The sequence below is a fragment of the Arthrobacter sp. TJ-170 genome, assembly GCF_058269305.1.
The window spans coordinates 162,024-184,837 of record NZ_JBZCNL010000002.1 but is presented as its reverse complement, the minus strand read 5'-3'; the positions used below and the strand labels follow the sequence as shown (position 1 = coordinate 184,837).

The 22,814-nt window shown below is 62.3% G+C and carries 25 protein-coding genes; 20 read left to right on the top strand and 5 right to left on the bottom strand.

Annotation, left to right across the window (positions count from 1 at the left end; all coding sequences use genetic code 11):
• Positions 1-5: 5 nt before the first annotated feature.
• Both prmC and AC4D1W_RS04830 read left to right on the top strand, forming a co-directional pair.
• Positions 6-869 (top strand): peptide chain release factor N(5)-glutamine methyltransferase, encoded by an 864-nt coding sequence (gene prmC / locus AC4D1W_RS04835; protein ID WP_490897983.1) that lies wholly within the window; start codon positions 6-8, stop codon positions 867-869.
• Between the two features lie 13 nt (positions 870-882).
• Positions 883-1,656 (top strand): L-threonylcarbamoyladenylate synthase, encoded by a 774-nt coding sequence (locus AC4D1W_RS04830; protein WP_490897982.1) that lies wholly within the window; start codon positions 883-885, stop codon positions 1,654-1,656.
• Between the two features lie 2 nt (positions 1,657-1,658).
• Here the strand turns inward: AC4D1W_RS04830 and AC4D1W_RS04825 are convergent, their stop codons facing one another.
• Both AC4D1W_RS04825 and AC4D1W_RS04820 read right to left on the bottom strand, forming a co-directional pair.
• Positions 1,659-2,591 (bottom strand): glycosyltransferase, encoded by a 933-nt coding sequence (locus AC4D1W_RS04825; protein WP_490889171.1) that lies wholly within the window; start codon positions 2,589-2,591, stop codon positions 1,659-1,661.
• Positions 2,592-2,608: 17 nt separating this feature from the next.
• The gene (locus AC4D1W_RS04820) at positions 2,609-3,490 is read right to left on the bottom strand and encodes a glycosyltransferase (RefSeq protein WP_490889170.1); all 882 of its coding nucleotides are present in this window, start codon (positions 3,488-3,490) and stop codon (positions 2,609-2,611) included.
• A 263-nt stretch (positions 3,491-3,753) separates the two neighbouring features.
• Here AC4D1W_RS04820 and AC4D1W_RS04815 point away from each other — a divergent pair, with 263 nt between their 5' ends.
• From AC4D1W_RS04815 to AC4D1W_RS04760, 12 genes are all read left to right on the top strand, one after another.
• Positions 3,754-4,860: an MraY family glycosyltransferase gene (locus tag AC4D1W_RS04815; protein WP_490889168.1), complete on the top strand. Its 1,107-nt coding sequence runs from the start codon at positions 3,754-3,756 to the stop codon at positions 4,858-4,860.
• A gap of 82 nt (positions 4,861-4,942) precedes the next feature.
• Positions 4,943-5,425: a Cg1360 family ATP-synthase-associated protein gene (locus AC4D1W_RS04810; protein ID WP_490889167.1), complete on the top strand. Its 483-nt coding sequence runs from the start codon at positions 4,943-4,945 to the stop codon at positions 5,423-5,425.
• Positions 5,418-5,753 carry a hypothetical protein gene (locus AC4D1W_RS04805; RefSeq protein WP_490889166.1) on the top strand — a complete coding sequence of 112 codons (336 nt, stop codon included), beginning with the start codon at positions 5,418-5,420 and terminating at the stop codon, positions 5,751-5,753. Before AC4D1W_RS04810 ends, AC4D1W_RS04805 begins: the two co-directional genes overlap by 8 nt.
• Positions 5,754-5,828: 75 nt before the next feature.
• A complete protein-coding gene (gene atpB, locus AC4D1W_RS04800; RefSeq protein WP_490889164.1) occupies positions 5,829-6,653 on the top strand; it encodes a F0F1 ATP synthase subunit A in 825 nt (274 codons plus the stop codon).
• Positions 6,654-6,729: 76 nt separating this feature from the next.
• Positions 6,730-6,945: a F0F1 ATP synthase subunit C gene (locus AC4D1W_RS04795; RefSeq protein ID WP_490889163.1), complete on the top strand. Its 216-nt coding sequence runs from the start codon at positions 6,730-6,732 to the stop codon at positions 6,943-6,945.
• A gap of 49 nt (positions 6,946-6,994) precedes the next feature.
• Entirely contained in the window at positions 6,995-7,546 is a 552-nt protein-coding gene (locus AC4D1W_RS04790; RefSeq protein WP_490889162.1) for a F0F1 ATP synthase subunit B, read from the top strand.
• Positions 7,546-8,361, top strand: coding sequence for a F0F1 ATP synthase subunit delta (locus AC4D1W_RS04785; RefSeq protein ID WP_490897981.1), 816 nt, complete (start codon positions 7,546-7,548; stop codon positions 8,359-8,361). The genes AC4D1W_RS04790 and AC4D1W_RS04785 overlap by 1 nt, the downstream gene beginning before the upstream one ends.
• A 101-nt stretch (positions 8,362-8,462) precedes the next feature.
• The gene (gene atpA, locus AC4D1W_RS04780; protein ID WP_490889160.1) at positions 8,463-10,097 is read left to right on the top strand and encodes a F0F1 ATP synthase subunit alpha; all 1,635 of its coding nucleotides are present in this window, start codon (positions 8,463-8,465) and stop codon (positions 10,095-10,097) included.
• 85 nt (positions 10,098-10,182) lie between these two features.
• On the top strand, positions 10,183-11,076 hold the full coding sequence (locus AC4D1W_RS04775) for a F0F1 ATP synthase subunit gamma (protein WP_490889159.1): 894 nt from the start codon (positions 10,183-10,185) through the stop codon (positions 11,074-11,076).
• Positions 11,077-11,157: 81 nt separating this feature from the next.
• A complete protein-coding gene (gene atpD / locus AC4D1W_RS04770; RefSeq protein WP_490889157.1) occupies positions 11,158-12,621 on the top strand; it encodes a F0F1 ATP synthase subunit beta in 1,464 nt (487 codons plus the stop codon).
• Positions 12,622-12,627: 6 nt separating this feature from the next.
• Entirely contained in the window at positions 12,628-12,912 is a 285-nt protein-coding gene (locus AC4D1W_RS04765) for a F0F1 ATP synthase subunit epsilon (RefSeq protein ID WP_490889156.1), read from the top strand.
• A gap of 11 nt (positions 12,913-12,923) precedes the next feature.
• Positions 12,924-13,355 (top strand): DUF2550 domain-containing protein, encoded by a 432-nt coding sequence (locus tag AC4D1W_RS04760; RefSeq protein ID WP_490889154.1) that lies wholly within the window; start codon positions 12,924-12,926, stop codon positions 13,353-13,355.
• A 95-nt stretch (positions 13,356-13,450) separates the two neighbouring features.
• On the opposite strand, the gene AC4D1W_RS04755 is transcribed toward AC4D1W_RS04760, so the two are convergent.
• Both AC4D1W_RS04755 and nucS read right to left on the bottom strand, forming a co-directional pair.
• Positions 13,451-13,654, bottom strand: a complete 204-nt coding sequence (locus tag AC4D1W_RS04755) for a cold-shock protein (protein ID WP_026545871.1) — start codon at positions 13,652-13,654, stop codon at positions 13,451-13,453.
• Between the two features lie 316 nt (positions 13,655-13,970).
• Positions 13,971-14,666, bottom strand: coding sequence for an endonuclease NucS (gene nucS, locus AC4D1W_RS04750; RefSeq protein WP_490889152.1), 696 nt, complete (start codon positions 14,664-14,666; stop codon positions 13,971-13,973).
• 65 nt (positions 14,667-14,731) lie between these two features.
• Here nucS and AC4D1W_RS04745 point away from each other — a divergent pair, with 65 nt between their 5' ends.
• Both AC4D1W_RS04745 and AC4D1W_RS04740 read left to right on the top strand, forming a co-directional pair.
• Complete coding sequence (locus AC4D1W_RS04745; protein ID WP_490897980.1) at positions 14,732-15,052, top strand: Rv1322 family protein; 321 nt, start codon at positions 14,732-14,734, stop codon at positions 15,050-15,052.
• A 65-nt stretch (positions 15,053-15,117) separates the two neighbouring features.
• Positions 15,118-15,906, top strand: coding sequence for an alpha/beta hydrolase (locus tag AC4D1W_RS04740; protein WP_490897979.1), 789 nt, complete (start codon positions 15,118-15,120; stop codon positions 15,904-15,906).
• Positions 15,907-15,930: 24 nt separating this feature from the next.
• Here AC4D1W_RS04740 and AC4D1W_RS04735 read toward each other — a convergent pair whose 3' ends face one another.
• A complete protein-coding gene (locus tag AC4D1W_RS04735; RefSeq protein WP_490889147.1) occupies positions 15,931-17,241 on the bottom strand; it encodes an AI-2E family transporter in 1,311 nt (436 codons plus the stop codon).
• 246 nt (positions 17,242-17,487) lie between these two features.
• Here AC4D1W_RS04735 and AC4D1W_RS04730 point away from each other — a divergent pair, with 246 nt between their 5' ends.
• The 4 genes from AC4D1W_RS04730 to AC4D1W_RS04715 all read left to right on the top strand — a co-directional run bounded on the left by AC4D1W_RS04730 (position 17,488) and on the right by AC4D1W_RS04715 (position 22,787).
• Positions 17,488-19,257, top strand: coding sequence for a DUF8094 domain-containing protein (locus tag AC4D1W_RS04730; protein ID WP_490897978.1), 1,770 nt, complete (start codon positions 17,488-17,490; stop codon positions 19,255-19,257).
• A gap of 66 nt (positions 19,258-19,323) precedes the next feature.
• Positions 19,324-20,322 carry a co-chaperone YbbN gene (locus tag AC4D1W_RS04725; RefSeq protein WP_490897977.1) on the top strand — a complete coding sequence of 333 codons (999 nt, stop codon included), beginning with the start codon at positions 19,324-19,326 and terminating at the stop codon, positions 20,320-20,322.
• An 81-nt stretch (positions 20,323-20,403) separates the two neighbouring features.
• On the top strand, positions 20,404-21,234 hold the full coding sequence (locus tag AC4D1W_RS04720; RefSeq protein WP_490889141.1) for an ABC transporter ATP-binding protein: 831 nt from the start codon (positions 20,404-20,406) through the stop codon (positions 21,232-21,234).
• On the top strand, positions 21,216-22,787 hold the full coding sequence (locus tag AC4D1W_RS04715) for a transporter (RefSeq protein WP_490897976.1): 1,572 nt from the start codon (positions 21,216-21,218) through the stop codon (positions 22,785-22,787). Before AC4D1W_RS04720 ends, AC4D1W_RS04715 begins: the two co-directional genes overlap by 19 nt.
• Positions 22,788-22,814 lie beyond the last annotated feature (27 nt).

Here is a 22,814-nt window from a genome sequence, read left to right as displayed (position 1 = left end):
GCACCATGGAATCGCTCGCCGATGCCCTGCGCGATGCTGCGTCGACGTTGGCAGAGGCAGGCGTGCCAAGTCCCAGGACTGACGCGGAGCTGCTTGCGGCGCACCTGCTGGGGGAGAGCGTGGGAAGGGTCCGTGCACTTGCCCTGATCGGTGCGGCAGCTCCGGAACGTTACGGCGAGCTCGTCGCGGAGCGGTCACAGCGCGTTCCCCTCCAGCACATCACCGGCGTCGCATACTTCCGCGGACTGGAACTCGCAGTGGGACCCGGCGTCTTCATTCCCCGGCCCGAGACGGAGACCGTCGCCCAGCTCGCCATCGATGCCGCCCGGCTCTTTCCCGGCGCCCGTGTGGCCGACCTTGGCACCGGTTCCGGCGCCATCGCGGGATCGGTTGCGCAGGAAGTACCGGAAGCGGACGTCTTCGCCGTGGAATTGAGTGATCTCGCTCTTGCCTGGGCTGAACGCAATCTTGCGCCGCTGAACGTCACGCTGGTCAGGGGCGACTACGCAAAAGCGCTTGCAGAGCAGAACGAAACCTTCGACGTCGTCGTCTCCAATCCGCCCTACATCCCCACCGACGCTGTTCCGAGGGAGCCTGAAGTGGCTGAGCACGATCCCGAGATTGCGCTCTACGGAGGAAGCGCCGACGGGCTGCGCCTGCCGCTGGCCGCCGCCGCCGCAGCCGCCCGCCTCCTCAAAACCGGGGGTTTCTTCGTGATGGAGCATGCCGAAGTGCAGGCCCCAGCCCTGGCACGCATCCTGGGGACGGATCCGTTGTGGGGGACAGTTCGTACGCACCAGGACCTCTCCGAGCGGGACCGCGCGACGTCGGCCGTTCGAACCGATGTGCCATGGGACGGCAGTAAATGAAAGGATGGCTCGCGTGAGTGACACGTTCGACTGTTCGGATCCGACCGAGCGCAGTGAGGGCATTGCGCGCGCCCAACGTGCGCTTGCCGCAAAGCAGTGCGTGGTGATTCCTACTGACACGGTGTACGGGATCGCCGCCGACGCCTTCGCTCCGCAGGCTGTCGCCACGCTGCTGGCTTCCAAGGGTCGAGGACGCAGCATGCCGCCGCCCGTTCTCATCCCGCGCCTGCAAACCATGGACGGACTGGCGACCGATATCAGTCTTGAGGCACGCCGGCTCGCAGAGGAGTTCTGGCCCGGCGGGCTGACCCTCATCTGCCATGCCCAGCCCTCCCTGACCTGGGACCTTGGCGACACCTTCGGGACCGTGGCACTGCGCATGCCGAATGATCGCGTTGCCCTGGATTTGCTCATCCTGACAGGCCCACTCGCGGTCTCCTCAGCCAACCGCACCGGACAGCCTGCTGCCGCTACTGCGGCGGAAGCGTACGAGCAGTTGGGAGACGCGGTCGAGGTGTACCTCGAGGACGGGGCGCGTTCGGCCGACGCCGGCGCATCGACCATCGTGGACACCACGGGTGACCTGCCCATAGTGGTTCGCGAAGGCGTGATCTCCTTCGAGGAAATACGCGCAGTGGTACCCGGGATTGTCCTTGGAACCCGCGACGATGACGCCGATGCAACCGGGGAAGGTGCAGAGGGGGCAGCTGGGAGTACGTCGGACGAGAGCCCGGACCTTACCGGGCAGGGTGTTGACGTACCCCGGCCTCCTCAAGGATCGAACTGACCCTAGACGGTCACAGGCGGCATAGGCTGCCAATCCCTATCCTTCAGCAGGATTCGGGATGCCCTCCAGCCCCTCCAAAGGGCGCCCAAGCCTCTCAATGTGCGTTCGACCGCCACGAGGCGCACGATTTCCTTCGCAGCTGTAATTGCGGTTCCCAGCGCAAATCCCAAGGGGTTGTACCTGTTGTGTGCGCGCAAGTAGCAGGCGACGTAGCCACGATTCCTCATCACGTAGAACCGACTCAAGTCGCTCGAGTCGTTGAGATGGCGGATCCCGAAGTCGATCTGCTTCTGGGGACGTATCTTGCGAAGGGTAAATTCATTCACGTAAACCACCGGGCGTTCAAGTGAGATGAGCCAGCCGTAGACAGCGTCATCCCAGGTAATGAAGAAGCGGGGGTCGGGAAGGCCGACGCTCCGAACAGCAGAGGCACCGACGACCATCCCTTCGAATACGCCGACGTTGGTGGCGAAGGTGTCCTTTTCTTTGAAGACGTTGCCAGGGACAGGAAGGAAGACTCCGAGAAACTCCTTGAAACTGTGCTGCCAGAAGAAGGGCTGGCCATTGCAGTCATACCGTCGCCCGATGACGCAGCTATATTCGTCGAGCCACGGCAGAAGGGCGCCAATTGCACCGGGCAATACTTCCACGTCGTCATCCATGAGCCACAACCACTGCGCACCTTCATCCAGCGCGCGCTGAACCCCGGCTGAAAACCCTCCCGCACCCCCACGATTCTCGGCGAGGTGTTCCTCGATCAATGGGAAGGACAAGGAAGCAGCCGCGTCTGCTATGACCGATGCCGTATCGTCCGTGCTCGCGTTGTTCACGACGATAACCTTGTCCGGAGCCGGATCGAGCTCAGCGATGGACGAGAGTAACCGGCGGAGATATCCTGCACGGTTGAAGGTAGTGATGACGATCTGGAAGCTCATGCTCCGGTCCTCCGAGCTCAATGATCCTGCTTCTCGGGGGGACCAAACGCCTGGCCGCGGAAGCCGGCTGCATAGGTCCTCGCCCACTTGACTAGTCCCGGCATGTCCCGTGTTCGCCAAAAGTAGATGGGGTAACCCGTCAGGTCGGCGACGAGAGACTTGATCCGACGATACTTCCGGGTTAGTTGCCCCCGGTTGCGGTAGAAGTAGAACTGCTTAAAGGGCGTTTCGGGTACCAGGATGTGCATCCGGTCACCGAGAATGTACTTCACCTCGCTCCAGCCTGGCGGATGCGTAACCGCCACCGTTGTAAGAGTGCCGAAGGGCACCTTGGCCGCACGAAGACGCAGCATGAAATCGACCTCGTCTCCGCGAATGAACAGGCGGAGGTCAGGCAAGCCGATCTTGAAGAAGACTTCTGACCGTATGAGCGCTCCATTGAAGAAGGACGCGATGTTGGGAATGAAGGACATGGGTTCAACTTCGGCGCGGTCATGAATCAGGTGTCCCCCCAGCCTTAAGGGGAAGGACAATTTTTGAGGTTCGTCCGGGGCCACGATCAATGGGCTGATCACGTCGAGATCCCGCTCATTGGCAGCGGCCAAGAGAGCGGCGAGAGCATTGGCGTCCTCGGGGTGGGCGTCATCATCCATGATCCACACCCAGTCGGCCCCAGATGCAAGAGCGGTGAGGATAGCTAGCGAAAATCCGCCGGCGCCGCCGAGATTCGCCTCCGATCGCACATATGTGACGGGTGCGGCGCTGGAGGAGGCGATGTCTCCGACAGCCTCCGATCCTGAGTCGACCAGCACCACGGAGGTAGGAACGTGGCTCTGGACTGCGAGTGAATCGAGCAGAATCTTCACTTCTTCGGGCCGGTTGTATGTTACGGCCGCCACCGCCACCTTGTTCTGCAAAAAATCCTCGCTATCTGGCGCATGATCCGGTCGATCATAAGACAGGTCCACCCTATTACAAGGACATTGCGGCCTGACGTTGCACACCGCAAATCGCCGGGCGAAATGCCCTCTTGCGGGGTACGACTCATCCCCAGTGGCACAATGGACGCATGCGAGTGTTCAGTGGCCGAGGCGCCAGCGCCACGGTTGGACTGACGCACGATCAGCTGATGGCCTGTGATGAGAGCGTGGTTTTCAGCTAGATGACGATCTATCTGCTCATGCTGGGCTTGGCTGCCCTCATTTCCTACTTCAGCACCTGGGGAGCGCGTAGGATCGCGCTGAGGTTCAAGGTTTACGCTCCGATTCGCTCCAGGGACATCCACTCAGACCTTGTGCCCCGGTTGGGTGGTCTGGGAATCTTTGCAGGATTTGCCGTGACCCTGTTGGTTGCGTCGCAGACCTACTTCGTGAAGGAAATCTTCAAAGACACCGTCGCGCCGTGGGGAATCCTTGCCGGTGCCATTGTGATCATGGTTGTCGGCGTGATTGACGACATCTATGACGCCCGATGGTGGGTCAAGTTGTTGGGCCAAGTAGTAGGAGCGTCGATCGTGGCCGCATGGGGCGTCCGGATGTCGGTACTGCCCTTCATTACCGGTCCACTCCCCATCGAATCCCGCGTGGTTCAGGTGCTCTTGACCGTCTTCCTGATCGTCGTCACCATGAACGCCATCAACTTCATCGACGGACTTGACGGTTTAGCCGCAGGCGTCGCCGTCATCGCCGGCATAGCATTCTTTGTGTGTTCCTACTGGGTGCGACGGAACGCGCTTCTCCCTGACTATTCGGACCTGGCGACGCTTCTGATGGCTCTCATGGTAGGAGCCTGTCTCGGGTTTCTTCCGCACAATCTCCATCCGGCGAAGATCTTCATGGGGGACTCCGGATCTATGCTCATCGGCCTGCTGATGGCTTCCGCAGGTATGGCAGCGACCGGCCAGATATTCTCCGGTCTCTACGACCGTGCCAACGGTCTACCAACAGTTATGCCGATCATCCTGCCCATTGCGATCCTGATGGTGCCCATGCTGGATCTCGGTCTGGCAGTTATCAGGAGAACCGCAGCAAAGCGTACTCCGTGGTCAGCAGACAGGGGACACCTTCACCACAAATTGATCGACCTCGGCTACTCACACCGGCACGCGGTGTCCATGATGTATCTATGGACCTTCGTCTTGGCTTTCGGCGGGATAGCCTTCGCGTTTCTACCCTGGCAGTTGGTGATAGTGATCGACACCGTGGCCGTTCTTCTCCTGGCCACGTTTACAGCGGTTCCCTATTTCCGTGACCGAAAGGTTCATGGATAAGAAGAGTTCTACGTGTTGTAGAATCTTCAGGTGCGGGCGGTGCTATCTGCACCGCCCTTCCTCCAGCTTGAACGGAACCCCCATGAAGACACCAAGTGCCCCGCGCTCCGGCGCATCCGGGCCCACGGGTTCCTTGTGGCTGCGCATACTGGTGCGATGTGCGACCGTGACAGGCGCTGCGCTCCTTGTCGTCGCCGTCGTGGCATACCTGGTGCACGGGGAGAGTGCAGCAACCAGTGCCGCCTTCGGTTATCTTGTTGTAGCCCTCTTCTTCGCGGTCAGCCTGCTTGTTGGACACTTTGTCGGGCGCTCCAATCCAAGCGGGGCGCTGGGAATTTTCATCGTGACCTACGCCGTCAAGGTGGTCGGGTTCGCGGTTGCGCTATTCTTCCTTGGCACTCCGGACTGGCTCGACCGCACGTGGTTCTTCAGCTCGGCGGTGGGTGCCGTGGTCCTGTGGCAGCTTGTCGAGGTAGCCGTTTTCGCCCGGGCACGCCATCAGTTGTACAACGACTATGACGGCGGCGGAATCTCCGGCGCGCAGGCGGTGGAGGGACATGCATAAGGGTGGGTTCGACGCCGGTGAAGACTCGCGCAACGAACGCTCCGAGGCCGATCCCCGCGGGCGATACGGCGAGGCCGGTTATAACGCTGGGCTGGCCGTTTTCAGCTACATCATTGGCGGGATCCTGGTCTGGAGTTTGATAGGGTTGACTCTGGACAATCTCCTGGGAACGCGTTTACTCGTGCTCGCAGGGGGCCTCTTGGGTGCCGTGGGTGGTTTCTACCTTTCCTACAAGCACAACCTCACTCGTTCCAGCCCTTCCGCCTCCGGTTCTTCGCCGGAACGCAAGAACGGTCCGGAGGAAGGTCCCCGGAGTGACGTCAAATAACTTCATGCGTCGGAGCAGCAACGCTGTGCCCGATTCAACCACGCCCAACGATGGACACTGCAGAGAGGAAACGCGTTGATCGCGCTTGCGCTCCCCGCTCAAACCACCACTGAAGAGGGCTTTGTCGCTCCCACGATAGATGAAGCGCACCCTCCGAACATCCTGCCGTGGAACACCGAGTACGGCGTATGGTTCGCGCCGGGCTTCGGCAAGCAGATGCTGCTCGTCATCCTGTCAGTCGTCCTCATTGGTGCCTTCTTCTACGTCGCATCGCGCCGAGGGCAGCTGGTACCCGGGAAATTGCAGTTTGTCGGCGAAGCCGCCTATGGCTTTGTGCGCAACTCCATCGGCAAGGACATCATCGGTGGTCGGGATTACCTGAAGTATGTACCGTGGCTTTTCACCGCGTTCTTCTTCATCCTGGTGAACAACATCTTCGGTGCCGTGCCGCTGCTTCAGATACCGAGTTTCTCGCACCCGGGCAGTGCCTACGCGATCGCGGCGATCTTCTATATTCTCTGGATCGCGGTCGGGCTGAAGAAACACGGCCTTCGCTACTTCAAGCTGTCGGTGGTGCCTTCGGGTGTGCCCTGGTACATCCTTCCTCTGGTCGTACCGATCGAGATCATCTCGAACTTCCTGGTTCGCCCGGTAACGCACTCCCTCCGTCTGTTCGCCACCATGCTGGCCGGTCACCTCATCGTGATGCTGGCAGGCAGCGCCATCGAGTTCATGGCGCTGTCCGGGAACATTCTTCTGCAGGGAACTAGCGTGCTGGTTCTTGGTGGCGCTATCGCGATGTACATGCTGGAAGCGCTGATCATGGTCCTGCAGGCCTACGTTTTCACCCTGCTGGCCGCGATCTACATCGAGGGCGCGCTTCATGCGGACGCCCACTAATAAGTAACAAAGTCTTCCCCGCTGGGGATGATCCCAACCAACCTGCCGCACAGCGCGGCATCTTGAAAGGAACACAATGGAAGTACAGGGTAGCCTCAACCTCATTGGATACGGTCTCTCCGCAATCGGCGGTGGTATCGGTGTGGGCCTGGTGTTCGCCGCGTACATCAACGGTGTTGCACGCCAGCCTGAAGCGCAGCGTGTGCTGCAGCCAATCGCCTTCCTTGGCCTGGCACTCACCGAAGCCCTCGCCATCCTCGGCTTGGTCTTCGCCTTCGTTATCGGCGCGTAGTTCCGCTTCGATCATCTCAACGGATTAGTTGTAGAAAGACGGGTGAAACATGGATAGCGCAGTCATACTTGCAGCTGAAAGTCCCCTCGCACCGAACCTGTGGGAATTACTGGTTACGGTCGCAGGCTTCGCTGTACTGATGTACATCGTTATCAAGTTCGTCATGCCGGCGTTTGAGAAGACGTTTGCAGAGCGGACTGAAGCCATTGAGGGCGGTATCGCCAAGGCGGAGGCCGCTCAGGCTGAGGCCAACGCGGCGCGCGAGGAGTACAAGCAGCAACTCCTGGATGCCCGCACCGAGGCCAATCGCATTCGCGAGGAAGCACGTGCCGAGGGCGCCCAGATTCTGGCCGAGCTCAAGGCGAAGGCCGTTGACGAGGCCAACCGCATCTCCGCACAGGCTGCAACACAGATCGAGGCTGACCGCCAGGCAGCTGCTGTCTCGCTGCGCGCTGAGGTCGGAACCCTTGCTACTGAGTTGGCCAGCCGAATCGTCGGTGAGTCCCTGGCCGATGACGCACGTTCAGGCCGCGTCGTCGATCGTTTCCTCGCTGACCTGGAAGCGCAGTCCGCTACCCAGAGCGCAGGTGCAGCCAAGTAATGGCAGGCGTATCAAGCCAGTCCCTCACGGCGGCACGACTCGAGCTCGAACCCCGCCTCAGCTCAGCATCGCTGACGTTGGCGGAGGAACTTTTCGGCGTGCTTGATGCACTCGATTCGAACGCGGGACTTCGCCGTGCCCTGACTGACCCCAACCGCGAAGGCGAGCACAAGGTTGCTCTTGTTACGCGGCTGTTCGCGGGCCGCATCTCACCGGAAGCCGGGGAGATCGTCCGGGACCTCGTTGCCCGTCGCTGGGCCAGGCCCCGCGATCTCGGCGATGCACTGGAAGCACTTGCTGCGACCGTAGCCATCGCCGTGGCGGAGAACAGGGGACAGGGGATCCAGGGACTCGAGGGTCTGGAGAATGATCTCTTCTCCTTCCTGCGCGTCGTTGAATCGAACCACGATCTGCAGCGGGCATTGTCTGAGCCGCAAGCAGCTGGGTCCGCCAAGGTGGCCCTTGCACTGAAGCTCGTTCCCGAAGCCGGGGACGAGGCCCGGCTCCTGATCCGCCAGGCGGTTCTCTCGCCACGCGGACTCCGGCCTTCCGCACTGGTGGAACGGTTCATTGAGCTTGTAGCCCTGCGCCAAGAACGGTGGATTGCGCACGTCAGCGTCTCCCGTCCGCTGTCGGATGCTCAATATGCACGTCTTGAGGCTGGGCTGAACGCCCTCTATGGTCGGGATCTCAAGATCAATGTGACCGTGGACCCACGTCTTGTGGGCGGCGTTCGCGTAAAGGTGGGGGACGAAGTGGTGGATGCCACGGCGGTAACCCGCCTGTCTGACCTCCGCCGGAAGATGGCTGTCTAGCTGCCGGCCAACGCTGAAGCTCCCGGGCTTCGACACAGACGAATACAACACCGGTCGCCGCTCCCCGCGGTGATCACAACACAGGAGAGCAGGGACTGCAGATGGCCGAATTGACCATCAACGCCGACGACGTCCGTAATGCGTTGAACGAGTTCGCGGCGTCCTACGAACCCGGAAACGCGGAGCGGGTCGAAGTTGGCCGCGTAACAACCGCAAGTGACGGCATCGCCAGGGTAGAGGGACTTCCCTCCGTCATGGCAAACGAACTGCTGCGCTTTGAAGACGGCACGCTGGGCCTCGCCCAGAACCTCGACACCCGTGAAATCGGCGTCGTTGTCCTCGGTGACTACACCGGTATCGAGGAAGGCCAGGAAGTGCACCGGACCGGAGAGATTCTCTCCGTTCCCGTCGGTGACGCATTCCTCGGCCGCGTGGTTGACCCGCTGGGACAGCCCATCGATGACCTCGGTGAGATCAAGGCGGAAGCGCGTCGCGCGCTTGAGCTCCAGGCACCGGGCGTAACGCAGCGCAAGTCGGTTCACGAGCCGATGCAGACCGGCCTGAAGGCCATCGACGCGATGATTCCGATCGGTCGCGGCCAGCGCCAGCTCATCATTGGTGACCGCCAGACCGGCAAGACCGCCATCGCGGTCGACACAATCATCAACCAGAAGGCCAACTGGGAGTCCGGTGACGTACAGAAGCAGGTTCGCTGCATCTACGTTGCCATCGGGCAGAAGGCGTCGACGATCGCTGCGGTTCGTCAGACCCTCGAGGACAAGGGCGCTCTGGAGTACACCACAATCGTGGCATCTCCTGCGTCCGACCCTGCCGGCTTCAAGTACCTCGCGCCCTATGCAGGTTCCGCCATCGGCCAGCACTGGATGTACGGCGGCAAGCACGTCCTGATCATCTTTGATGATCTCTCCAAGCAGGCAGAGGCCTACCGCGCCGTTTCATTGCTGCTGCGCCGCCCGCCGGGACGCGAAGCCTACCCAGGCGACGTGTTCTACCTGCACTCCCGTCTGCTGGAGCGTTGTGCCAAGCTTTCCGATGAGCTGGGTGCCGGTTCGATGACCGGTCTCCCGCTGATCGAAACCAAGGCTAACGACGTTTCCGCTTACATCCCGACCAACGTCATCTCCATCACCGACGGACAGATCTTCCTCCAGTCGGACCTGTTCAACGCGAACCAGCGACCCGCCGTTGACGTGGGTGTGTCGGTGTCCCGCGTGGGCGGTGCTGCACAGGTGAAGGCGATGAAGAAGGTTTCGGGTACGTTGAAGCTCGATCTCGCCCAGTACCGCGACATGCAGGCCTTCGCCATGTTTGCTTCGGACCTGGACGCGGCGTCACGTCAGCAGCTGACCCGTGGCGCACGCCTCATGGAGTTGCTGAAGCAGGGTCAGTACGCGCCTTTCCCGGTGGAGGAGCAGGTCGTTTCGATCTGGGCCGGCACCAACGGGTACCTGGACGACGTCCCGGTCGAGGACATCCGCAAGTTCGAGTCCCAGTTCCTCGAGCACCTGCGTCACAAGTCCTCCGTGCTGAACACGCTGGCACAGACCAACCAGCTCGAAGACTCAACCGTGGACGAGCTGAAGTCTCAGATCACGGACTTCAAGCAGGGCTTCTTCGGTGAGGGCCATGACGGTCTTGTCGCAGGGCACGAGGAATACAGCCCGCTCGATGAGAGCGCTGTAGACCAGGAAAAGATCGTCAAGCAGAAGCGCTAACGGTGCGGGCGTTCGCGCACAGCGCGCGAACGCCCGATGCCTGAGCCGTAGTGCCTTCGAAGGGACTACGAAGGAAAGGACAAGTATGGGAGCCCAGATCCGGGTCTACCGCCAGAAGATCGTGTCGACGACGTCGATGCGGAAGATCTTCAAGGCGATGGAACTGATCGCCACCTCTCGCATTGGCAAGGCACGCGCTCGCGTGTCGTCGTCACTGCCCTATGCCAACGCAATTACACGTGCAGTTTCCGCTGTGGCGTCGCAGTCCGAGATTGATCACCCGCTGACCACCGAGCCGGAGCAGATTCGGCGCGCGGCGGTGCTTATCATGACCGCGGATAGAGGCCTGGCAGGCTCCTACTCTGCCACCGTGCTGAAGCAGGCAGAATCCCTCATCGAGCTGCTGCACGAGGAGGGTAAGGAAGTCAAGACCTATCTGGTCGGACGTAAGGCCCAGGCATATTTCGATTTCCGCCGCAGGCCGTACGAGCAGGTGTGGACCGGCGGCACGGATGCGCCGGAGTTCGACACCGCCCGCGAGGTCGGCCGGGTGCTCCTGGAGCAATTTGGAACGGATTTCGAAGACGGTGGCGTGGACGAGATCCACGTTGTCTACACGCGTTTCCGTTCGATGGTCACCCAGGAACCGACGGTCATCCGACTGCTGCCACTGGAGGTCGTGGAAGAGGAAGCCGCGAGCGAGTCGGATTTCCTTCCGCTGTACGAGTATGAACCCGAACCCGAGAGAGTCCTCGATGCACTGCTTCCGCGGTACATCGAGTCACGGATCTTCGCAGCTCTGCTCCAGGCAGCCGCAAGTGAGTTGGCGGCACGCCAGCGCGCCATGAAGTCTGCGGGCGACAACGCAACCGAACTGATCAAAAAGTACACGCGCCTTCGCAACACCGCCCGCCAGGCGGAGATTACGCAGGAGCTTTCGGAGATCGTGGCGGGTGCGGACGCACTGAGCGCGTCCTGACCGCAGGCCTCCGCGGATCCTTACGGGATCCCACCCGCACTATTATTAGCACCACGCCATCTACCGAATGAAGTGAGAGAGATGACTGCCCAGACTGTTGAGAACAGTACGGACTCAGTTGCCCCCGGCGCGACCGGCCGCATTGCCCGTGTCATCGGCCCGGTTGTCGACGTCGAGTTCCCGGCTGACGCCATTCCCGCCATCTACAATGCGCTGACCACCGAGGTGACCCTCAACGGCCAGACACACACCATCACCTTCGAGACCTCGCAGCACCTGGGCGACAACCTGGTGCGCGCGATCTCCCTGCAGGCAACTGACGGCCTCGTCCGTGGCACCATCGTGCAGGACACGGGTGCTGCTATTTCGGTTCCCGTCGGTGACGGCGTCAAGGGCCACATCTTCAACGTTCTGGGCAAGCCCCTTGACGTTGAGGAATCCCAGCTCGAGATCACCGAGCGCTGGCCGATCCACCGCAAGGCTCCGTCCTTCGCGTCCCTCGAGGGCTCAACTGAGATGCTCGAGACGGGTATCAAGAGCATCGACCTTCTGACGCCCTACATCAAGGGTGGAAAGATCGGACTTTTCGGTGGAGCCGGCGTCGGCAAGACGGTTCTGATCCAGGAAATGATCACCCGTGTCGCACGTAACTTCGGTGGTACCTCGGTCTTCGCCGGCGTTGGCGAGCGTACCCGTGAAGGAAACGACCTCTGGGTCGAAATGGAAGAGGCAGGCGTCCTCAAGGACACGGCGCTGGTCTTCGGCCAGATGGATGAGCCGCCGGGAACGCGTCTTCGTGTTGCGCTGTCGGCACTCACAATGGCGGAGTACTTCCGCGATGTGCAGAAGCAGGATGTACTCCTCTTCATCGACAACATCTTCCGCTTCACGCAGGCGGGCTCCGAGGTTTCGACCCTGCTGGGCCGTATGCCCTCCGCAGTGGGCTACCAGCCCAACCTTGCTGATGAGATGGGCCTCCTCCAGGAGCGCATCACTTCCACCAAGGGCCACTCGATTACCTCGATGCAGGCAATCTACGTGCCGGCGGATGACTACACGGACCCTGCTCCGGCCACCACCTTCGCGCACCTGGATGCCACCACCGAGCTCTCGCGTGAGATCGCATCGCGTGGTCTGTACCCGGCTATCGACCCGCTGACCTCGACTTCGCGTATTCTCGATCCGCAGTACATCGGACACGAGCACTACAACACCGCGGTCCGCGTGAAGCAGATCCTGCAGAAGAACAAGGAACTTCAGGACATCATCGCCATCCTCGGCGTTGACGAGCTCTCCGAAGAAGACAAGATTGTCGTCTCGCGAGCACGTCGCATCCAGCAGTTCCTGTCGCAGAACACCTACACCGCAAAGCAGTTCACCGGTGTCGAGGGCTCGACCGTCAGCATCAAGGACACCATCGAGGGCTTCAACGCGATCTGCAACGGCGACCTGGACCACATCGCTGAGCAGGCATTCTTCAACATCGGTGGCCTCGACGACGTCGAGCGTCAGTGGGCGCGGATCCAAGAGCAGAGCGGAAAGTAAGCCCCGATGGCCGAGCTTGAGGTTGAAATCGTCGCGGCGGACCACTTCGTGTGGTCCGGTGCGGCGACCATGGTCAAAGCCCGCACCGCCGACGGTGAGATCGGAATCCTTCCCGGACACTCGCCGGTGCTGGCAATTCTCGCGGAAGGTGAACTCGCTATTCAGCCGGTTTCCGGCGAGCGTATCTCGGTGGGTGTCGACGGTGGATTCTTCTCCGTGGACAGCAACCGTGTTGTGATTGTTGCCGACAATGCCAGAATTGGCGGTTCAGTGACCGCAGACGCGAAGTAGCAGTTGGCTTGATGGACGGAATCGGTATCACGTTCATCACGCTCGGGGTGCTGTTTGCCCTGCTGGTGCTAATGGTCGGTGCTTTCTGCCTCCGGCAGTATCAGCTGCGGACAGCGCTGGGAACGTTCGACGCCTCCATCCGCCTCCCCTCCAAGGGGTGGCGGATGGGGGTTTGTCGCTATACCGACAAGCATCTGGAGTGGTTACGGCTGGTTTCCCTCAGCCCACGGCCACGGCACCGGTATCTGCGCAGCTCTCTTGAGCTGAAGGGCTGGCGTCAGCCCACGGAAGCGGAGAAGGCGCAGATTCAACCCGGAGCAATAGTGGTCATGCTGAACTATGAAGGCGCTGATGTGCTCCTTGCGATGAAGTTCGACGTCTACGCTGGGCTATCTTCGTGGCTGGAAGCTGGTCCGGTGGTGGGCATCGGCACCTGGCGTTAGGCGCCCACCCGTGGGCGAACAACACTTACAGAGGAATAAATAAGTCAGGGCCCCCGCACAAAGTGGGGGCCCTGACTTATTTGCGTAAGGACGAGTTACAGCGCGGTGACGCCGGTAGCCTGCGGGCCTTTGGCGCCCTGGCCGATCTCGAACTGTACGCGCTGGTTCTCATCAAGAGTCCGGAACCCGCCGGTCTGGATCTCGGAGTAGTGAACAAAAACGTCGCCCTCGGAGTCGTCCGGCGTGATGAAGCCGAAGCCCTTCTCAGCGTTGAACCACTTCACGGTTCCCTGTGCCATTTGTATATCTCCTCATAATGGAACATATTTCTAATCGGCACCCTGCGTGCCGACCGCGAGTTACTTCGCGTGAATTCCACCGAGGACAGGAATGACCTTGTACCTACGCGAAACTTCACGCTCGCAACCTGTCTTGCGAGCATGAAAACCACGTACACAAAGACTGAAATAAGCATCACATAGCCGTATGGGCTGGTCAACGGACAATCCGACGATTAAACCGATTGTTAAGGGGAAATTCGAATATCCGGACGGTCAGGACTGCGGTAACCGGTTCAAACCGGTCGTGTAGCGCACACCGTCCGCGGAGTTGGTTTTAGAAGAGGCGCGAATCGACGTCGTCGACGCCCCGCATGGCGTCATAGTCGAGGGTGAGGCAATCGATGCCACGGTCCTGAGCGAGGACTCGCGCCTGAGGCTTGATCTGCTGGGCCGCGAAAACTCCCTTGACCGGAGCCATGAGCGGGTCCCGGTTGAGCAGCTCCAGGTACCGGGTCAATTGCTCGACGCCGTCGATGTCGCCGCGTCGTTTCAGCTCAATGGCAACTGTCCGGCCTTGACCGTCACGGGCCAGAATGTCCACCGGACCGATGGCGGTCATGTACTCGCGGCGAATGAGTGAATAACCGTCGCCGAGGAGACTGATTTGCTCCGCGAGGAGCCTCTGTAGATCGGCTTCCACCCCGTCCTTGACCAACCCAGGGTCCACCCCAAGTTCGTGCGAACTTTCGTGAAGCAGTTCGTGGATGCTGATCACCAGGCGGTCATCGCTCTTGGCATGCTGCACATTCCAGGTCTCGGTCACACCCAGTTCGGCGTCCTCGGCCGCGGGCTCGAGGATCCTAAGCGTGGCCGGGGGACTCATCCAGTTCAACGGCTTGTATGAACCGCCGTCGGAATGAACCAGAACCGACCCGTCGGCTTTCACCATGAGCAGCCGGGTCGCCAACGGAAGGTGGGCACGGAGGCGTCCGACGTAATCAACGGAGCAGCGGGCAATAACTAAACGCACCCTTGGAACTTTACCGGGCCGGCGGCGGTTTTCTGTTCACCGAGCCTTCGGTGCAGACTGGATCCATGCCCCGATCCAACCGGCCCCGGAAGCCCCGCGGCCAGCCGCGTCCAAAGTGGTCCGATGCGCCGGAACTGGATCTCGAACGCGCCCGTGCGGGCATTCCGACCAGGGAATCCGCATCCGACGGCGTCTGGTCGGTCCGGCGAATCACCGAACGGAACGCTGCGAAGCACTACGTGTGCCCGGGTTGCCATCGCGACATCCCGCCCGGCCTTGCCCACCTCGTGGCGTGGCAGGAGGATTCGTTGTTTGGGGCGGAAACCGCGCTGGCAGACCGGCGCCACTGGCATCTAACGTGCTGGCGGACCCGCCGGTCGGGTTAACCGGCCGACACGAACAGCGGGCCGGTCCCCCGGGGCGCACCTGTAACTTCAGTAGACTGAATCAGATGACCAGCCCAGAGCCCGTGTACCAGTTCTCCGAAAGCTCCGAACCCGCCGAGATAAGGGCAGGGACAGTGCTGCCCGCCACCCGCCGCAACGTTGAATTGACGACAGCGGACGGCAAGACGCTGGTGGGCGAGTTCGCCTCACCGGAGGGCAGAACGCCGGCAGCGACGCTCGTGACGCTGCATCCGCTTCCCACTGCGGGAGGATTCATGGACTCACACGTCTACCGCAAGGCCTCCTTCCGGCTTCCGGCGCTGGCGGATATTGCGGTCCTTCGCTTCAACACCCGCGGCACCGCATCCCCGCGCGGTCGCAGCGAAGGGGAGTTCGACGGCGGCGGCCTGGAGCAGCATGATCTCGAAGCAGCTGTGCGGTGGGTCGTCAACGAAGGGCTGACCCACGTATGGCTGGTCGGCTGGAGCTTCGGCACCGAGCTCTGCCTGAAGTACGGAGCAAGGGAGCCCGTCGCCGAACTCATCGAGGGCGCGATTCTGCTTTCTCCGCCGCTGCACCGCGCAGAGGATCCTGACCTTGACTCCTGGGCAAGGTCAGGCCTTCCGCTGCACGTCCTGGTCCCGGAGCATGATGATTTCCTCCGGCCAGAGGAAGCCGCCAAACGTTTCGCCCGAGTGCCCCAGGCGCGCGTTGTCGGCGCCGACGGCGCGAAGCACCTCTGGGTGGGGGAGAAGTACGTGAGCCGCGTGCTTGATGAGATTGCCGGCGTCGTGCTCGGGAAAGCAGTCAGCCTGCCCACCGAATGGGAAGGTCCGACGGCGCGCGCGGACTAGAGCGCCGTCCTCCTGGGGCTGCCGCTACTGGTTGTCCTGGCGCGCGATGAAGACCTCTTTGAGGAGCAGCATCGCGCCGGCCGCCAACGGAATGGCGATGAGCGCCCCAAGCACGCCCAGCAGGCTTCCGCCCGCAATGACCGCGATGACGGCCACCGCGCCCGGCACCGCCACAGCCTTCTGCATGATGCGCGGAGAGATGAAGTACGCCTCCACCTGGAGGTAGGCAACGTACATCACCGCGAAGAGCGCCGCGGTCTGCCATCCGACGGTGAGAGCCACGAGGCTCACGACGACGGCCGCAATCATCGCACCGACCAGCGGTATGAATGCCAGCATCGCCACAATGAATGCGAGGAGGACAGAGAACGGGACATCAGCGATCGTCATGAAAATGAACGCGAAGGTTGCATTCAGCAGGGCGACACACGCCTGCCCGATCACGTAGTTGCCGACGCTGCTCGTTATTTCCTCAGCGAGCCGCTCCACGCGCGCGCGGCGTGAGCGCGGGGCAAGGCGGTAGGCCCACTTCTTCATCGCCGGCAGTGAGGCAAGGAAGTACAGCGTGAGCACCAGGATGACCAGGACACCGAACACACTGTTGAGGATGACCGTACCGACCCCCACGACGCCGCCGAAGATGCCACCGACCGCCTCGGAATCGGCGAAGAACCTGTTTACTTCCTCCGTGACCCGTTCACGCAACTCGAACTGCTGGTCGACGGTCTGGAAAAAGTCCGAAGCAAGAAATTCCCGCGCATAACCCGGAGCCCGTTCAACGAGCTGGGTCGTCTGCGAGACGATCGTCGGGATAAGGACCGCGAAGAAAGCCACGATGATGCCCACAAGCATCGTCAGCACCAGGGTGATGCCGGCTGGGCGGGGAAAACGCCGGTTTTCAAGCCAGCGCACGATCGGGTCCAGGCCGAGGGCTATGAACAGTGCGGCGCCGATCCAGACCAGGAGATGGCCGACGTTGGTGATCATGAAGTATGCGAGCAGCGCCAGCCCCGCACCGACGCTGGCCATGAAACCGAAGTGGATGGGGTGCTGGCGCATGGACCGCGGCTGCGGGCCGCCGAACTTCAGCCGGGCATCCCTGATGGTTACCGACTCGTCCACGGGAATGTCATCGCTGACTTCAGGCGGGAACTCGAATCGCGGCCGGGGGTGCGCGACCGGCATCAGGTGCCGCAGGCGCGCCATGGCGATACCCAGTGCCCGGCGGCGTGCCTCAACACGCGGAACGGTTTCTTCCGCCTCAGGCGCCTCCGTCACTGACGACGCCGGGCGAGGCAGGGGCTCGCTGATCGGCACGTCTTCGTGTTCACTCACGTAATGGTCCGCTTTCGTTCGCGTATCGGCACGGGCAGAACCCTTGTATGACTAGCGAAACAGTAACAGGCGCGTAAGGCTCTTCGTGGCAAACGCAGGCCTCGCTCCGGGCCTTGGCTGGGGAAGCCTCGCCGCGGGGCCCGATGCCGGTGCCCGGCAGGTGCTGCCAACACATTTCGTTACCATGGGTCTAGTCCTTTTTGCCCGGTGATCCGGGCTTCACCCAACCCAACGTTAGGTTCTCGCGTGCGCTTTCCTCTTGCTGTTCCCGCCATGGCGATCGGCGCGCTGCTGGTATTGCTGGGTATCGGCCAGCTCACCTGGTGGGCGCCGTCGGAAACGGTGACGGTTGCCGTCCCGGCGGATGCACGCAGCGGACCTGTCACAGTCATTGATGCCGGTGCCAAGGAAACCGAGACCGAGGACGTTGACATCACGGTGGAATCGGAGGGCACCTTCACTCTTGCTGTGGGCAGGGCGTCCGACGTCGACTCCTGGGTGGCAGACGCGGCTCATCTTACGGTGACCGGTGTTGGAGAGGATGAGCTGCTGACCGAATTCGCGGAAGGTGAGGAGACGGTTCCCAACCCGAGCGGCGCGGACCTCTGGACGAGCGAGGAAACCGCCGACCGCACGTTGACCCACCGCTGGCTCGATCCGGGCGAGGGGGAGTGGTCCATCCTCATCGCTGCTGACGGCAAATCTCCGGCTCCCACCGCGATTTCGATCACAAGCGCCAACGACACGGCGACTCCGTGGGCGGTCCCGCTGATCATCCTGGGCGCGCTGCTGTTAGTCCTCGGTATTGCCCTTGCCTTTATGACGCCGGGCAGGCCCCGGCGTCAACCAGCCACAGTCGGTTCCCGCGCCCATGCCCGGCAGCAGAACCGTGGCCGCGATTCGGGAACTGTTTTCGCTGCCCACCCCGTTCGTCCATGGGCAGCGATTGGACTGGCGACCGCACTCGGGATTTCCGGAACTGCTGTGGGCCAAGCATCCCAGACCGAGTCGGCGCAGCCGAGCGAGCCGGCTGCCACGGAATCCGCAGTGCCTTCAGAATCCGCAGTGCCTTCAGAATCCGTGGTGCCTTCAGAATCCGCGGGGCCGGTCGACAGTGGAACGGCTCAACAGCACCCGGTGATCCTGGAGAGCCAGCTGGACCGCATTCTTGCTTCCGTGGCCACCACGGTCACGGAAGCCGATGCCGCCGCTGACGCCACCCTCCTTGAGCCGCGCGTTGCCGGCGCGGCCGCCGCCCTGCGAAGCGCCAACTATTCAGTCCGCGCCCAGGCTGATGATGTGCCCGCACCCACGCCGGTTGTCGCCGATCCGGTACTCACAACGATGATCCCGGCGGCGAACGAATGGCCCCGCACCGTCGTCGCTCTGACGCAGGGCGAGGCAAACCCGGTGCCGCAGGCGCTCGTGCTCGTGCAGGAGGACCCCCGTTCCAATTACCGGCTCACCTCCTCCATCCAGATGCTGCCCGGCACAACCTTCCCCACAGCGGGGTCACCGGACGGTCTTCAGGAGGTTCCCGTCGACGGCGATGAGGGCCTCGTTGCTTCCCCGGAGGATGCAGTTGCGGCCATTGCCGACTACCTGACCAGCCCGGACGGCAGGAACGAGGCGACATTCGAGTCGAACTCCTTCGCGGATGCGATCACCTCGTTCCAGTCCGACGTGGTAGCCGATGCCGGGAATGATTCGGCTGAAATCACCTTCTCTCATAAACCCGTCGCTGAATACACGAGGGCAATCTCGACCGGTGACGGTGGAGCGATGGTGTTCGGATATCTCGACCACACCTACAGCAGCGTGCCGGAAGGGCCCGGAGACTCGATCGCCCTTGAGGATACGGTCTACGAAGCGCTCACCGGTGAAGAGTCCACGGAGGACGGCATCGACGTCCATTACGGGGAAGCAGTGATGATGTACGTTCCCGCCGAAGGCAGTGGTGGGAAAATCACCGTAATCGGTGCCGCGCAGCAGCTGCTTTCCGCTGAATTGAGATGACGCCGGAAGATCCTCAGCAGAATCTCTTTTTGCCCACACATATTGCCCCAGTAATAAGGTGAAAGCATGACCACTCCGAATATCCCCGGCGGCTCCGCGCCGTCGTCAATGAACCTGCGCGGCGCCGTCGACCTGTCGGCGCTGAAAGCCCGAGCGCAGTCCGGCAGTGCGCCGGGCGGCACACCGGGCCGACCGGCTGCCGGAGGCGCCGGCCCTACCGGTGCAGCGGAAAGCGGCAGCGCCTATATCGTCGACGTCACCGAGCAGGTTTTTCCGCAGCTCGTGCAGCTGTCCGCCCAGGTACCCGTGATCGTTGCCTTGGGGGCTTCCTGGAGCGACCAGTCTTCGCAGGTTCTCACGGTCCTCGAGGCGATCGCAGTGGAACAGGCTGGCCGGATCCTGCTCGCACGGGTCGATTTTGATAGCCAGCCGGGGATCGCACAGGCGTTCCAGGCGCAGGGCGTTCCCACCGTCGTCGGCATCCTGAAGGGACAGCCCGTGCCCCTGTTCGAGGGCATGCTCGCAGAACCCCAGATCAGGACCTACGTGGATGAACTCCTCAAGGTCGCACAGGCCAACGGTGTGAGCGGTTCGCTCAATGACGCGCCGGCCGGTGATCCGGCAGCCGCGGGCGAACCGGCTGAAGAATCCCTGCCGCCACTGCACCAGGAGGCGTTCGACGCCATCGAGGCAGGCGATTACGCCGCAGCTGCCGCTGCCTACCGCAAGGCCCTGGCGGAACAACCGGCCGACGCCGACGCAAAGGCAGGCCTTGCGCAGGTACAGCTGATGCAGCGGCTTCAGGACGCAGACGCCACCGCCCTGCGCACTGCGGCGGCAGAAGCTCCGGACTCCCTCCAGACCCAGCTGGCCGTAGCCGACCTGGATTTGGCGGGCGGGCATGTGGAGGACGCCTTCGCGCGACTGACCACCTTCATTGCCCGGTCCGCTGGAGAGGACCGGGAGGCGGCACGTGTCCGTCTCCTGGAGCTGTTCGACATCATCGGTCCCACTGACCCGCGGGTGAACAAGGCGCGCAGCGCGTTGGCGAGGGCGCTGTTCTAGATCCTGTCGGTACCAGCGTATGGCGGGTTTTTAGTCCTTTCGGATGACGAATGCGGCCAGCGCCGTTGTTAGCGTTGACGCATGACCTCCCCGCCATTCCCCTCGCTCCCGCCTGTCCCGGAACCGCATGAGCAACCGGTCGACGCACAGGCGGACGGCCGGCCCGCACTGGCGCTGCGCGGGCTGGCGAAGCGCTTCGGCGACAAGGTCGCGGTCAATGGCATCGACCTCGATGTTCCGGCCGGGTCGTTCTACGGGCTGGTCGGGCCGAACGGTGCGGGCAAGACCACAACGCTCTCCATGGCCACGGGACTGCTGCGTCCGGATCATGGCGGGGCGTGGGTGCATGGCGTGGGTGTGTGGCAGAATCCGCTCGAGGCCAAACGGCTGATGGGGATACTGCCGGATGGTGTCCGGCTCTTCGACCGGTTGACCGGTGAACAGCTGGTGACCTACGCCGGCCTGCTTCGCGGAATGGACCGGGACGAGGTTGCAACGAGGGTCGCGGACCTGCTGCGGGCGCTCGATCTGGCGGAGGACGCCGGAACCCTCGTGGTGGACTACTCAGCCGGCATGACGAAGAAGATCGCCCTCGCATCCGCACTAGTTCACGCGCCCCGGCTGCTGGTCCTGGATGAGCCGTTCGAGTCGGTTGACCCGGTGTCGGCGGCCAATATCCGCGATATCCTCGCCACCTATGTACGTTCCGGCGGGACCGTGATCGTGTCGAGCCATGTCATGGACCTGGTCCAGCGTATGTGTGACCACGTCGCCGTCATCGCGGCAGGTACCGTGTTGGCTGCGGGCACGGTCGACGCAGTGCGTGGCGACGCGAGCCTTGAAGACCGGTTCGTGGAGCTTGTCGGGGGCAGGAACACCGCAGAGGGGCTGTCATGGTTGCGCACCTCCTGAAGCTAAAACTCCTGCTTCTGCGCAACTCGCTCCGCCGCAGCACCTGGCAGCTTGTCGGAGTGATCCTCGGCGGTCTGTACGGCCTGGGCCTGCTCGGATTGATCGTCGCGGGCCTGATCGGTCTGGGCGCCCTGGACCTCGAACTGATCCGAACCGTTGTGGTGCTGGGCGGATCTGCTGCTGTACTTGGCTGGCTGGTCATCCCTCTTGTTGCCGCGGGCGTCGACATGACGCTGGATCCTGCCCGGTTTGTCACGTTCGCCGTACCGATGCGTCAGCTTATGACCGGGCTCGCTCTTGGCGGTGTCATCGGTATCCCAGGGGTCGTCACGCTGATCGCGTTCCTTACCCTGGCCCTGACCTGGATTCGTTACCCTGCTGCGGCGCTCGCAGCGATCGTGTGCGCGGTCTGTATTGTCCTGCTGTGCATCGTGGGTTCCCGTTTGATTACGACGGCGGGCACAGCTCTCGCCTCTTCGCGGCGGTTCAAGGATCTCAGTTCGACGATCGCGATCATCCCACTTATTCTTCTCGGTCCGATATCTGCCGGAATCACCGCAGGGTTCCAGAACTCACCCCAGTTCGCAGGGGAACTGGCGAATGTGATGGCGTGGACGCCCCTCGGCGTCTTCGTTGCCATCCCTGCGGACCTTGCCGCGGGTGAGGTGCTTACTGCTCTGGCACGTTTTGCTATCGGTCTGGGCACCATCGCGGGATTGGTCTACCTCTGGCACAGGAGCCTTAGCCATGCCCTGGTCACGCCGCCGTATAACGCAGTGACCCGTAAGGGTGCGGGCCGGCTGGGCCTCTTCGCTCGTTTCCCGGCAACGCCCACGGGCGCGGTCGCCGCACGCGCCCTTACCTACTGGATGCGGGACCCGCGGTATGCCGCATCAATCATTGTGGTGCCGCTGCTGCCGATTCTGCTCTGGTTCATCAACGGGGAGTCCGGTGACCTGTTCCTGCTAAACTACCTCGGTCCAATCACGGCCTTCCTGCTCGCCTGGTCCATCTCGGCGGACATCTCCTACGACAACACCGCCTTCTGGCTTCACCTCTCGGCTGGGGTGAGCGGCAGGGCGGATCGCGCGGGCAGAACGATCGCCCTGATGGTCTTCGCAGTGCCCGTGGTGCTGATTTTCACCATCGTCCCGCTCTGGATGAGCGGCTCGCTGGCAGATCTCCCCATGATGCTCGGGCTGACTCTCGGTGCGCTCCTGTCGGGAGCGGGATTTTCAAGTGTCCTCTCCGCGCGCTACACCTACAATGTTCCGCTTCCCGGCGAAAGCCCGTTCAAGACACCGCCCGGAACGGGGTTTTCGATGCTCGCCATCCAGTTCCTTGGCTGGGTGGTCCTGCTGGTGCTTCTGCTGCCGGAGATCGCGCTGGCAATTGCGTACCTCCTTACCGGCAGCGCCATGTTCGGCTGGTTGACGCTCCTCGCGGGGGTGGTGCTCGGTGGCGCGGTTCTCATCGGTGGTATTCGCCTCGGTGGCGCCTGGTATGACAAGCGCGGCCCCGAACTGCTGCAGGCAGTCAGCGTCAATAAGTGAGCCCCTGACCGCACACAGCATCGGCAG